Source organism: Streptomyces sp. NPDC004609, from assembly GCF_042873655.1.
GTDB lineage: Bacteria > Actinomycetota > Actinomycetes > Streptomycetales > Streptomycetaceae > Streptomyces.
On record NZ_JBIALS010000020.1, the window covers coordinates 142,624 to 154,965 of the forward strand.

Genomic DNA, 12,342 nt, shown 5'->3' on the forward strand with positions numbered 1-12,342 from the left:
ATGCCCGGGACCTGAGCGAGCGTGTTCCCGGCGCCGCTGACGACCCGGACATGAACGAGGTCGTGGGCAGCGACGACCTGCTGCTCGTCACGCTGGACACCCTGCGGTACGACGTCGCCGCCGAGCTGGCCGCGGCCGGCCGGATCCCTCACCTCGCCCGCCGTCTCCCCGGCGGCGCCTGGCAGAAGCGGCATGCGCCCGGCAGCTTCACCTACGCCTCCCACCAGGCCGTCTTCGCGGGCTTTCTGCCGACGCCCGCCGCGCCGGGCCCCCATCCCAGGCTGTTCGCCGCGCGCTTCGCGGGCAGCGAGACGACCGCGGGCCGGACCTTCGTCTTCGACACCCCCGATCTGGTCTCGGGTCTCGCGGCGGCGGGCTACCACACGGTGTGCATCGGCGGGGTGGGCTTCTTCAACAAGCAGGGAGCGCTCGGTTCCGTACTGCCGGGCCTGTTCCAGGAGAGCCACTGGGAGCCCGGGTTCGGGGTCACCTCCCCCACGTCGTTCGAGGCACAGGTGACCCGCGCCGAACAGGTCGTCGCCGCGCTCCCCCGCGACCGCCGGCTGTTCCTGTTCGTCAATGTGCCCTCGCTGCACCAGCCCAACTGGTTCCATCTCCCGGGCGCGACCCGTGAGGCCGGGGACTCGCGGGAGACCCATGCCGCCGCGCTGGAGTACGTCGACCGCCATATCGGGCGGCTGTTCGACGCGGCCCGCAGCCGCCGGCGCTGCTTCGCGATCGTCTGCTCCGACCACGGCACCGCGTACGGCGACGACGGCTACACCGGTCACCGGCTGGGCCACGAGTCCGTATGGACGGTCCCGTACGCACACTTCTTCCTGGAGGCGGCGGGCACACCCGCGTCCGCCGCACCACCCGAACAACAGGGGCCAGAGGGACCAACCCCACCACCCGAGCCACAGCAAGCACCGGCGTCGACCACACCGCCCCAGCAGCATCAGCCACCTGTGTCACCCGAGCCCTATGAGGCGCACCGATGAGCACCGCAGCGAACCACCCGCGCCCGTACCAGAGCTATGTCTACGCCTACCCGCACAAGACGGCCTACCGTCCGCTCCCGGGGCGCCCCGCCCTGCGCGAGCTGTGGGCGCCGGAGCCCAAGGACGCGCTCTCGCTCTATCTGCACATCCCGTTCTGCGAGGTCCGCTGCGGTTTCTGCAATCTCTTCACCAGGATCGGCGCGCCCGGGGAGCTGACCACCCGCTATCTCGACGCGCTCGACCGGCAGGCGACGGCGGTACGGGACGCGCTCGGCGACGGCGAACCGGTGCGCTTCGCCGCGGCGGCCTTCGGCGGCGGCACACCCACCTTTCTGACGGCCGACGAACTCGACCGGCTCTGCGACATCGCCGAGAAGCGGATGGGCGCCGATCTCACGGCCGTCCCGCTCTCCGTCGAGACCTCGCCGTCCACCGCGACGGCGGACCGGCTCGCGGTGCTCGCCGAGCGCGGCACCACCCGGATCAGCATCGGTGTGCAGAGCTTCGTCGGTGACGAGGCCAAGGCGGCGGTCCGCCCTCAGCGGCGGTCCGAGGTCGACTCGGCCCTCGACCGCATCCGCGCGGCGAGGATCCCCGTCCTGAACATCGACCTGATCTACGGGATCGACGGTCAGACCCCACAGAGCTGGCGGTACTCCCTGGACGCCGCGCTGGCCTGGGAGCCAGAGGAGCTGTATCTCTACCCGCTCTACATCCGGCCGCTGACGGGTCTCGGCCGGACCGGACCGGACAGTGACGCGGCCTGGGACGCCATGCGGCTGCGGCTGTACCGCCTGGGGCGCGACCATCTGCTGGCCCAAGGCTACGAGCAGGTGTCGATGCGGATGTTCCGCCGCCGTACCATCGGGGACACCGGCATCGGCGGTGCGGACGGCACGGTCGCGACGAGCGGCGCCCCGGTCGCGGGTACCACTGGGCCGGTCGCCGGGACCGGAGGGTCGGCGGTCGCGGGACCCGGTGGCGCCGACGACTACGCCTGTCAGACCGACGGCATGATCGGCCTCGGCTGCGGCGCCCGCTCCTACACCTCGCGCCTCCACTACTCCTTCGACTACGCCGTCCGGATGCCCGGGATACGCACCATCATCGACACCTACACCCAGACCGAGGACTTCGGCCACGCCGAGGTCGGGCTCGCGGTGGACGAGGGCGAGGCACGCCGTCGCCATCTGCTCCAGTCGCTGCTCCAGGCCGAGGGGATGGACACGGCGGGCTACCGCGAGCGGTTCGGCGCCGGCCCCGGTGACGACTTCGGGCCCGAGCTCGCGCGGTTCGCCGCGCTGGGCTGGCTCGACGCGGGCGCACCGCCCGGCATGCTGAGGCTCAGCGCCGAGGGGCTGGCGTACTCGGACGCGCTGGGACCGGAGTTGTTCTCCCCCGCCGTGCGGGCCGCGATGGCCGCGTACGAGCCGAAGTGAGGACGGCACCGTGGATCTGACCGTTCTGTACCGGGGGCCGCTGGCCTCCTGCGACTACGACTGTCCGTACTGTCCGTTCGCCAAGCGGCGCGACTCCCCCGCACAGCTGCGCGCGGACCGGGCGGCCCTGGAGCGGTTCGCCGCATGGGTGTCGGCGGGGACCGACGACCGGCTCTCGGTGCTGTTCACCCCCTGGGGCGAGGGCCTGGTCCGCTCCTGGTACCGCCGCACCCTGGTCGAAATGTCCCGGCTGCCGCAGGTGCGGCGGGTGGCGATCCAGACCAATCTGAGCTGCCGCACGGACTGGCTCGCGGACGCCGATCCCGCGACGCTCGCGCTCTGGTGCACCTACCACCCCGGGCAGACTCCCTACGAGAGGTTCCTCGGCAAGTGCCGCGAGCTGACCCGGCTCGGAATCCGCTTCAGCGTCGGAGTGGTCGGCCTGCCCGGGCATCTGGAGCACGCCCGCCGGCTCCGCGCCGCCCTTCCTCCTCATGTCTACCTCTGGGTGAACGCGGCGGAGGGCCATCACTACACGGACGCGGAAGCCGCCGAGTGGACCGGGCTCGATCCCCTTTTCCCGTACAGCCGCCATCCGCACCGCTCGACCGGGCTCCCCTGCCGGACGGGCGAGTCGGTCGTGTCGGTGGACGGCGACGGGACCGTGCGCCGCTGCCACTTCGTCCCCGCCGAACTGGGAAACCTGTACGACGGCTCGTATCGGACCGCACTCCGCCCGCGCGCCTGCCCGCTCGCCGTCTGCGACTGCCACATCGGCTATGTGCACCTGGAATCGCTTCCGCTGTACGACGTGTTCGCGGGCGGCGTCCTGGAACGCGTTCCCGCCACCCGCCCTCGGACTGTGCCGTCAGGCTCCACCCGGCCCGCGACGGCTCGGGCCCTCCCCCGGCCACCGTCCTGACCGGAGGCACACCGCCGGCCGCACCCGTACACCGCCGTGTCGGCGTTGACACGGGTGCCCCGTACAGATCGGCCCGGCGCGGCCCCGTGATCACGGGCGGTCGACAACCGGGGGAAACGTGTCCGGTGGCGCCGTCGTGCCGGACCGCGACGGCCCGCGCGAGGTCGCGCCGCACGGCGCACGCGGTCCCGCCGTTCCTGACGGTCGCCCCGCGCGGGCGGCTTCCCGGTGCGGAGGCCGTCCCGAGCCGCTCACGAGTGAGCGGACCCCGCCCCCGCCCGTTGCGGGACAGCCCTCAGCGTCCCCGGCACCCCGTCGGTTCCGCGCTCCCGCGCAGGGGCAGCAGGTGGGGGCGTTTGGCCGCGACATGGTCGCCCGAGCTCTCGCCGCGCAGGCGGCGCCCGATCCACGGGGCCAGATACTCCCGCGCCCACTGGAGGTCGTCGCGCCGGACCTCCAGCGCGCCCCTGACGGGAACCGGAGGCCACTCCTCGTCGGGGTCGGACGGCACGTCGAGTCCCAGCACCTGGGCGGCGCGCAGGGCGACCCGGGAGTGTCCCTCGGGGGACAGATGCAGCCGGTCGGGATCCCAGGCACGCCTGTCCTGCACCGACTTGAGCGACCAGAGGTCGAGCACCGGACAGTCGTAACGGTCGGCGATGGCCCGTACATGTGCGGTGTACGTCGCGACCTTGCCGCGCAGCCGGCGCAGCACGGGCACTCCACGGGTGTCGAACCCGGTGGTCACCATGACCGTGCCGACGGCCCGGGTGAGATCGGCGACCGCACGTTCGAAGCGCTCGGCAACATCGTCGGGGTCGGTGCCGGGCCGGATGATGTCATTGCCCCCGGCGCAGAACGACACCAGATCCGGGGCGAGCTCTTTCGCCCTCGGCACCTGTTCGTCGACGATCTGGTCGAGGAGCCGGCCGCGTACCGCGAGATTGGCGTAGCGGAAGGTGGGTTCCGGCATGCGCTCGCCCAGCAGCACCGCGAGCCGGTCCGCCCACCCGATGTAGGTCCCGTCGGGTCCGGGGTCCCCCACGCCCTCGGTGAAGCTGTCACCGATCGCCGCGTACGACCCGTATCCGTTCCTGTTCTCTTTCTCTCTTCTCGAATCGTCTCCCACAAGGGCCCATCCTCCCCTTCCGGATGTGACTTACGCGACCGTAGGGAAGGGTTGACGGGTGGTGATCCATCCCACCGAAACCGTTCGCCGGACCGGGAATACGACGTATCCCCCCGTGCCGCCGCGGGGCGGTACGAGGGGATACGGGCCGTTGTGCGTTGCGTCAGAGAGAGACACCGTGCTGGCGCAGATACGCCACCGGGTCGATGTCCGAGCCGTAGCCGGGGCCGGTGCGCACCTCGAAGTGCAGGTGCGGACCGGTGGAGTTGCCGGTGGAGCCGGCGAGCCCGATCTGCTGTCCGCCGCTCACGCTCTGGCCCGAGGAGACGGAGAGCGAGGAGAGGTGGGCGTACTGGGAGTAGGTGCCGTCGGTGTGCTTGATGACGACCTCGTTGCCGTACGAGCCGCTCCAGCCGGCGGAGACGACGGTGCCGGGGCCGACGGACCGGATGCTGGTGCCGGTGGAGGCCGTGAAGTCGACACCGGTGTGGTAGCCGCTGGACCACATGGAGCCCGAAGCGCGGTACGGGGTGCTGATGTTGGCGGACGCGACCGGGGCGGTGTAGCCGCCGCCGGCCTGCGGAGCGCTCTGCTCGGGGGCACTCTGCGCGGCGTCGTCGCCGGTGGCCTCGACCGAGCCCGCCGACGCGGAGGTGTCGGGGGCGGCCTCCGTCCGCGCGGCCGGGGCGGGGGCGCTCTCACGGGCGTCGTCCCGCGAGGCGCGGGGCTCCGAGCGGGTCTCGGCCTTGGCCGGGGCGTCGCCCTTGGCCTTGGCCTTGGCGCCGAGCGTCAGCTCCAGGCCGGGGTGGATCAGCGAGGGGTTGTCGCCGACGGCTTCGCGGTTGTCGGCGTAGAGCTTCTGCCAGCCGCCGCTGAGGTGGTGGTCCGCGGCGATCTTGGACAGATAGTCGCCCGCCACGACGCGGTAGGTCACCGGGGCGGCGGGCTGCTGGGCCGCCGGGACGGCGGCCGCCTGGGCGGGGACGGCCGCCGAGGCGGCCGTGACGGGAGCCGACTGCTCCGCCGCGTGGGCGCCGCTCGCGCCCATCAGCGGAAGGGCGATGGCCGCGCCACCCGTACCCGCGGCGACGAAGCCACGGGTGAGGGGGCTGGACGTAATACGGCGGTGCTTACCCTTTTTGGGCATGACGCATTCCTCTCCGGCGCCTGCGAGGTGAGCTGTCGGGTTAGGGCTGGAGATGCCCGGCCGCGCGGCAGCGCGACTTCACCCCAAGCCGTCCGGAACTCCGGAATCGGCGTACTACCTGGGTCCCCCGCTCCTGCCACGCGTGGGTGGGTGGGAATTCCGGACGGCGGCAGGACTAGGCGTTCCGTCCGAACTGCCGTGACCGTAGACCGGTCGCGCCGAGGGGAACAAGCCGACCTTTTCCCGATCGGTGACCCGGATCTTTCCGGCGACGAATACCCGGTCACCCTCCGTCGACCCGGCTCCGCCAACTCCCGGTGGGCGGCCGAATTCCTCTTTCCGGCACGGCCACACACCGTCACGAATATGATCCTGCTCACGAGCGGGAACCATCTCCCCTAGAGACAGGGCACGTTATACCTAAGGGTTCAATTAGGACAGAAAGACCAGAAGGCCCTATAGGTCACGCATACCGCACCGGGCAGTTCAACTTCCCATCACTTTTCGGGCGATATCGTCGACGTCGAGTCATTTGCCGTTCACCGAGACAATATGACCCACCCCTGCCCGGGGAACGCGCCCGCAGAAGTTCCGACCGCGCCGACGGTCGCGACCCGGGTTCCGGTCGAGGCGTCGCATGCGATCGCCGCGAACGCTTCCGGCACCGAGCCATCCGGCGTATACGTAAAAGCACATGAAGGCAATGTCGCATCCGGCGGAGAAGCCGATCGGGGGGGCCTTTCACCCGCTTCCGGAGCTCCCGGTCCGGCCTGTGATCCGAACTCCCATGGCGGTACGGGCACTTCGGACATGAGCCGGCCACGGGCATTCCGGGAAGACCTCCGGGCTCGGGAGAGGGCGTCCACCGCCACTCCGGACCCACACGCCCCGGACCCCGCCGCGACCCGCCCTCTGACCGGCCGACGACGGCACGGTCATCCGGCGGCCACCGCGACACCCGCCGGAGTGCCGGCTCGGACGGGCCCGTGACCACCTCCCCATCACCTCCGGCAGGCCCGCCCACCCCGTCACCCCGACCTCATACAGCTCCCCATGGGCACGGCAGCCAACAAAATAGAGCAAAATCACACATAAATCATCAGAAGGCGAGCCACCCGGCGACGGCCTCACCGGGAAAGGACAAGGTGATTTCCCGAGGAATCGATGTCGTATCGTCGAGAACACGCCACAGTCGGCGAGCGGCGCCGACGGCAGTGACCCTCAGGAGCCTTCGTGACGCAGCAGCTGCCGCTGGTCCCGCCGACCGAGCCGGAACTGACCGGAGTACGCAATTTCCGCGATGTGGGCGGGCTGCCGACCGTGGACGGCAGGACGGTGCGGCACGGACGGCTCTTCCGCAGCGGTCATCTCGCCCACGCGACGGAGAGCGACGCGTCCTTCCTCGCCGGGCTGGGTCTGCACACGATCTTCGACTTCCGCAATGCCGCCGACATGCGGCTGGAGGGCCCGGACGTGGCACTGCCGGGTGTACGGAATCTGAATCTGCCGCTCAGCGATCCGGCCGACGGCGCGGAGTTCTGGAAGATGGTCCGCAGGGGCGATCTCGGCCAGCTGCGGTCGATCCTGGCGGACGGGAAGGCGGCCGACCGGATGTCCGCGTCGTACCGCGTGATCATCACGCAGCGCACCGGCGAGCACAGCCGGATTCTGCACGCGCTGGCCGAGGACAGTGTGCCGGCGCTGATGCACTGCGCCGCGGGCAAGGACCGCGCGGGGCTGTCCATCGCCGTCTCGCTGCTCGCGGTCGGCGTGGAGCGGGAGGCGATCGAGGCGGACTATCTGAAGTCCAACGATCCTCACCGCCGCTATCTCGTCCGGCGCGAGGACAACTCCCCGGCCGGGATGTCGCCCGAGGTGATGGAGCTGCTGAGCCCTCTCTTCGACGCGCGCCGGGAGTATCTGCACTCCGCCTTCGACGCGATCGAGGCGACCTGGGGCACCACCGAGCGGTATCTCACCGACGGGCTGCGGGTGGGCCCCGAGACGCGCGAGCGGCTGCGGGCGCGCCTCCTCGACGAGGGGTGAGGCGGGGGGGGACCGCTACTTGGAGCCGACCTCGAACAGCAGGTAGAGGAATCCGGCGAACACGTGGCCCGCGATCAGATAGGCGAAGAGACGGACCCAGATTCCCCGGGGGAACCTTCCGTTCTCCTTCCCGGCGGCTGTCTGTCCCTGCTGCTCGGGCAGGGCGGATCCTTCGGATACGGCGGGTGTCTCCGACATCGTCGGCCTCTCTTTCCTTCGTCGGTCTGCGGCTGTGGGATACGGCGGACGGCCCGCGCCCGGACCTCCCCCGGCCGGCCGGGGGAACCGTGCGGCGGACACGGTTCCCCCGGCGGCGCGGGCGGGGCCGGACATGGGGACGGGGCCGGGGTCAGAAGTGCGGATGGATGTCGGGGCTCTGGATCAGGGTGTGGACGAACAGCATCTCGGCGCCGTCGCGCGTGGCCGCCGCGATGCGGTGCGGGGTGAGCGAGTCGTAGTGCGCGCTGTCCCCGGGACCGAGCTCGTGCACGGCCTCCCCCAGGCTGAGCCGGATCCTTCCGTCGAGGACGTGGAGCCATTCCTCACCGGGGTGGACCCGGACGAGATCGCCCTGGGCGCCGTACGGGACGATCAGCCGGAGCGCCTGCATGGCCCGGCCGGGGCCGCCGACCTGGTGGTAGGTCCAGCCGTCCGCCTCGGAGGGCTCACGGCTGCCGGCCCGGATCACGGGGTCGTGCTCGGGTGCCAGCTCGCCCAGCAGCTCGGCGACTGTCGTACCGTAGATCCTGGCGAGACTGAGCAGCATCGGCAGCGACGGCTGCCGGCGTCCGGTCTCCAGCCGGGAGAGATGCGCGGGTGAAAGACCGGCGCGCAGTGCGGCGGCTTCCAGCGTGAGGCCGCGGCGGCGGCGCAGATCGCGCAGCCGGGGCGCCACGTCGGGCAGCTCCACGGGCGCTTCTCCGGCAGGAGAACGGGGGTCCGGGGGGTGGCCCCCGGGAGGACTCTGCATAAGACCATTGCGCCAGGAAAATGCCCCTGAGGCAAATTTCTTACCCCAGAGGCAATTTTTGCGGACGCAATCCGTCCAGCGGTCCCTCAGCGGTGAGCGACGGCCTGTTTGACCAGCGTCCTGCCGAAGTCCCACATCAGTCCGCCACCGGCGTGGGCGTCGTCCATGACCGCGGTGAAGGCGGAGACGAACCGGTCCACCTCGCGCTCACCGATCGTCAGCGGCGGAATCAGCTTGATCACTTCCAGATGGTCGCCGGAGACCTGGGTGAGGATCCGGTGCTTCTCCAGCAGCGGCACCACGACCATCTGCGCGAAGAGTCCCTTCCGGGCGGCCTGGAGCATGGCCCACCGGCTCCGCAGCCGGAGCGATTCGGGCCGCCCGAACTCGATGCCGATCATCAGGCCGCGCCCCCGTACCTCGCGGAGGAACTCGTAGCGGTCGACGAGTGCGGCCAGCCGGGCGCGCAGCAGCTCGCCCGTCGCCCGGGCGCCGGCGACGATCTGTTCGTCCTCGATCACGGAGAGCACCGCGAGCCCGGCGGCCATCGCCTGGGCGTTGGAGCCGAAGCTCGCCGAGTGGACGAGGACCCGGTCCATGGACGAGTAGACCTTCTTGAAGATCCAGTCCCTGCCGAGGGTCGCCCCCACGGGCACATAGCCGCCCGACAGTGCCTTCGCCACACAGACCAGGTCGGGTTCCACGCCGTCCTCGTGCTGGTACGCGTAGAAGTCACCGGTCCTGCCGAGGCCGGTCTGCACCTCGTCGGCGATCAGCAGGGCCTTGTGGCGGTGCAGCAGTTCCTGGGCGGCGCGCAGAAAGCCGGGTGGGGACTCGTGGACGCCCTTGCCCTGGATCGGCTCCACCACCAGGGCCGCCACATCACCGCGCCCCAGCTCCCGCTCCAGGGCCGCGAGATCGCCGAGGGCGATGGCGGTGTCGGGCAGCAGCGGGGCGAACCCGTCCCGGAAGCCCTGCTCGCCGTTGACGGAGAGCGATCCGGTGGTCAGGCCGTGGAAGGCGTGGTCGCAGTAGAGGACCCTCGGCCTGCCGGTGGCGTACCGGGCGAACTTCAGCGCGGTCTCGACGGCTTCCGTACCGCTGTTGCCGAAGAACACCCGGTCGAGGTGCGGGCTGTACGCGAGCAGCTTCTCCGCGAGCAGCCCCGGCAGGGGCTGGCAGTCGAAGCGGGTGAGGTCGGCGAGTGAGGCGTCGAGGACATCGTGCAGCGCCTTGCGTACGACGGGGTGGTGCCGGCCCAGGCCCATCACCCCGAAGCCCGCGAGCATGTCGAGATGATCGTTGCCGTCCGCGTCCCAGAAGTAGGCGCCCTCGGCCCGCTCGTAGACCTTGTCGAAGCCGATCGTGTGCAGCATGCGCGGCAGCTGGTGGTTCAGATACCGGGCGTGCAGCTCATAGCGCTCGGCCCCGCGCGCGGCGAGCAGTCCCGCCAGATCGAAGCCCTTCTGCGGTTCCTGGTTCCCCGACGGGTCCGGGGGCGGCTCGGTCATTCCTCAGTTCTCCTTGGCTGCCATGGCGGCACTGATCCGTCCCGCGATCTCCACCGGGGTGAGACCGATGTCGGCGAGCACCTCACCGCGTTTGGCGTGCGCGAGGAACTGCTCGGGGATGCCGAACGTCCGCAGCGGCACATCGACGCCCGCGTCGCGCAGGGCGAGGGCGACGGCCGAACCGACGCCTCCGTTACGGCTGTTGTCCTCGACCACCGCGACCAGACGGTGGTGGGCGGCGAGCGGCGGAAGCTGTTCGTCGACCGGTTTGACCCAGCGGGGGTCGACGACGGTGCAGCGGATTCCGCGCGCCTCCAGGAGACCCGCGGTCTGGAGGCAGACCGGCGCCAGCGCGCCGACCGACACCAGCAGGACCTCGGGGTCGGGGGTGCGGTGCAGGACGTCCATCCCGCCGATCCGGCCGACGGCGTCGATCGGCGGCCCCACGGACTCCTTGGGGAAGCGCAGCACGGTCGGCGCGTCGTCGACGTCGACCGCTTCCCGCAGTTCCTCGCGCAGCCGCTCGGCGTCGCGCGGTGCGGCGATGCGCAGCCCGGGGACGACCTGGAGGATCGACATATCCCACATGCCGTTGTGGGAGGCGCCGTCGGTGCCGGTGACGCCCGCGCGGTCCAGGACGAAGGTCACTCCGCACCCGTGGAGGGCGACATCCATCAGCAGCTGGTCGAAGGCACGGTTGAGGAAGGTCGCGTAGACGGCGACGACCGGATGGAGTCCGGCGGTGGCGAGCCCGGCGGCACAGACCGCGGCGTGCTGCTCGGCGATGCCGACGTCCCAGACGCGGTCGGGGAAGCGTTCGGCGAACCGGGTGAGGCCGACGGGGTGCAGCATGGCGGCGGTGATGGCGACGACGTCGGGCCGCTCCGCTCCGATGTCGGCGATCTCGTCCCCGAACACGGCCGTCCACGAGGGGCTGCCCGCCGGGACCAGTGGTGCGCAGGTCAGCGGGTCCATCACCCCGACGGTGTGGAAGCGGTCGGCCTCGTCCTGGAGGGCGGGCGGATAGCCGCGGCCCTTCTCGGTGAGGCAGTGGACCACGACGGGGCCGTGGAACCGCTTGGCCCGGCGCAGCGCGGACTCGACGGCGGCGGTGTCGTGTCCGTCGATCGGGCCCACGTACTTGAGGCCCAGGTCCTCGAACATGCCCTGGGGCGCGAAGGCGTCCTTGAAGCCCTTCTTCGCGCCGTGGAGGGATTCGTACAGCGGCTTTCCGACGACGGGGGTACGGCCGAGGATGTCCTTCCCCCAGGCGAGGAACTGCTCGTAGCCGTCGGTGGTGCGCAGGGTGGCGAGGTGGTTGGCGAGACCGCCGATGGTCGGGGCGTAGGAGCGCTCGTTGTCGTTGACGACGATCACCAGCGGGCGGTCCTTGGCGGCGGCGATGTTGTTCAGCGCCTCCCAGGCCATACCGCCCGTGAGCGCGCCGTCGCCGATGACCGCGACGACGTGGTCGTCCTTCTTCAGGACCTCGTTCGCCTTGGCGATGCCGTCGGCCCAGCCGAGGACGGTGGAGGCGTGGGAGTTCTCGATGACGTCGTGCTCGGACTCCTCACGGGACGGATAGCCGGAGAGCCCGCCCTTGCCCCGCAGTTTGGAGAAGTCCTGGCGGCCGGTGAGCAGCTTGTGCACATAGCTCTGGTGACCCGTGTCCCACAGGATGCGGTCATCGGGTGAGTCGAAGGCGCGGTGCAGGGCGATGGTCAGCTCGACCACGCCCAGATTGGGGCCCAGATGGCCACCTGTCCTGGCCACCGCGTGGATCAGGAACTGTCTGATCTCCTCGGCGAGTTCGCCGAGTTCGGGGCCGGTCAGCGCCTTGAGGTCGCGCGGGCCCCGGATGGTCTCCAGAATCGTCACGGTCAGTCCCCCTTCGCTTGCCCTGCGGTTCAGCTCACGGTGACGGCGGGCGGACCCGATGTCACCCCGTCCTTCTGCATCTGTTCGGCGATCTTCATGGCCTCGTCGATCAGGGTCTCGACGATCTTCGACTCCGGCACCGTCTTGATCACCTCACCCTTCACAAAAATCTGACCCTTCCCATTCCCCGACGCCACACCCAGATCCGCCTCACGCGCCTCACCCGGACCGTTCACCACACACCCCATCACCGCCACCCGCAACGGAACCTCCATCCCCTCCAGACCCGCCGTCACCTC

General features: G+C 70.7%; 10 protein-coding genes, 1 pseudogene and 1 riboswitch. Of the genes and pseudogenes, 4 read left to right on the forward strand and 7 right to left on the reverse strand.

Annotated features, from left to right (window positions below):
• Positions 1-50: 50 nt before the first annotated feature.
• From ACFYT4_RS21025 to ACFYT4_RS21035, 3 genes and pseudogenes are all read left to right on the forward strand, one after another.
• Positions 51-845, forward strand: a pseudogene (locus ACFYT4_RS21025) (STM4013/SEN3800 family hydrolase); the annotation flags it as partial.
• A gap of 152 nt (positions 846-997) precedes the next feature.
• Complete coding sequence (locus tag ACFYT4_RS21030; protein ID WP_389270868.1) at positions 998-2,440, forward strand: STM4012 family radical SAM protein; 1,443 nt, start codon at positions 998-1,000, stop codon at positions 2,438-2,440.
• Between the two features lie 10 nt (positions 2,441-2,450).
• A complete protein-coding gene (locus tag ACFYT4_RS21035; protein ID WP_389270871.1) occupies positions 2,451-3,362 on the forward strand; it encodes an STM4011 family radical SAM protein in 912 nt (303 codons plus the stop codon).
• A 295-nt stretch (positions 3,363-3,657) separates the two neighbouring features.
• Here ACFYT4_RS21035 and ACFYT4_RS21040 read toward each other — a convergent pair whose 3' ends face one another.
• Together ACFYT4_RS21040 and ACFYT4_RS21045 are read right to left on the reverse strand one after the other, a co-directional pair.
• Positions 3,658-4,491, reverse strand: a complete 834-nt coding sequence (locus ACFYT4_RS21040) for an SGNH/GDSL hydrolase family protein (protein ID WP_389270874.1) — start codon at positions 4,489-4,491, stop codon at positions 3,658-3,660.
• Between the two features lie 163 nt (positions 4,492-4,654).
• Positions 4,655-5,638, reverse strand: coding sequence for a LysM peptidoglycan-binding domain-containing M23 family metallopeptidase (locus tag ACFYT4_RS21045; RefSeq protein ID WP_389270877.1), 984 nt, complete (start codon positions 5,636-5,638; stop codon positions 4,655-4,657).
• A gap of 4 nt (positions 5,639-5,642) precedes the next feature.
• Positions 5,643-5,797: riboswitch (cyclic di-AMP (ydaO/yuaA leader) on the reverse strand.
• Between the two features lie 1,074 nt (positions 5,798-6,871).
• Here ACFYT4_RS21045 and ACFYT4_RS21050 point away from each other — a divergent pair.
• Positions 6,872-7,684, forward strand: coding sequence for a tyrosine-protein phosphatase (locus ACFYT4_RS21050; RefSeq protein ID WP_389270880.1), 813 nt, complete (start codon positions 6,872-6,874; stop codon positions 7,682-7,684).
• A gap of 15 nt (positions 7,685-7,699) precedes the next feature.
• Here the strand turns inward: ACFYT4_RS21050 and ACFYT4_RS21055 are convergent, their stop codons facing one another.
• The 5 genes from ACFYT4_RS21055 to ACFYT4_RS21075 form a co-directional block, all read right to left on the reverse strand.
• Entirely contained in the window at positions 7,700-7,882 is a 183-nt protein-coding gene (locus ACFYT4_RS21055) for a DUF6126 family protein (RefSeq protein ID WP_389270883.1), read from the reverse strand.
• Positions 7,883-8,033: 151 nt separating this feature from the next.
• Positions 8,034-8,654: a helix-turn-helix domain-containing protein gene (locus ACFYT4_RS21060; RefSeq protein WP_389270886.1), complete on the reverse strand. Its 621-nt coding sequence runs from the start codon at positions 8,652-8,654 to the stop codon at positions 8,034-8,036.
• Positions 8,655-8,740: 86 nt separating this feature from the next.
• Positions 8,741-10,165, reverse strand: a complete 1,425-nt coding sequence (locus tag ACFYT4_RS21065) for an aspartate aminotransferase family protein (RefSeq protein ID WP_389270889.1) — start codon at positions 10,163-10,165, stop codon at positions 8,741-8,743.
• A 3-nt stretch (positions 10,166-10,168) separates the two neighbouring features.
• A complete protein-coding gene (gene dxs, locus ACFYT4_RS21070; RefSeq protein WP_389270892.1) occupies positions 10,169-12,043 on the reverse strand; it encodes a 1-deoxy-D-xylulose-5-phosphate synthase in 1,875 nt (624 codons plus the stop codon).
• A gap of 29 nt (positions 12,044-12,072) precedes the next feature.
• Positions 12,073-12,342, reverse strand: a 270-nt coding sequence (locus tag ACFYT4_RS21075; RefSeq protein WP_389270895.1) for a flavodoxin-dependent (E)-4-hydroxy-3-methylbut-2-enyl-diphosphate synthase, incomplete at its 5' end; no start/stop codon positions are given.

Bases quoted from the DNA above. Each gene is read 5' to 3' on its own strand.
- ACFYT4_RS21030 (WP_389270868.1), top strand. From the start codon at position 998: ATGAGCACCGCAGCGAACCACCCGCGCCCGTACCAGAGCTATGTCTAC.
- ACFYT4_RS21045 (WP_389270877.1), bottom strand. From the start codon at position 5,638: ATGCCCAAAAAGGGTAAGCACCGCCGTATTACGTCCAGCCCCCTCACC.
- ACFYT4_RS21055 (WP_389270883.1), bottom strand. From the start codon at position 7,882: ATGTCGGAGACACCCGCCGTATCCGAAGGATCCGCCCTGCCCGAGCAG.
- ACFYT4_RS21060 (WP_389270886.1), bottom strand. From the start codon at position 8,654: ATGCAGAGTCCTCCCGGGGGCCACCCCCCGGACCCCCGTTCTCCTGCC.
- ACFYT4_RS21065 (WP_389270889.1), bottom strand. From the start codon at position 10,165: ATGACCGAGCCGCCCCCGGACCCGTCGGGGAACCAGGAACCGCAGAAG.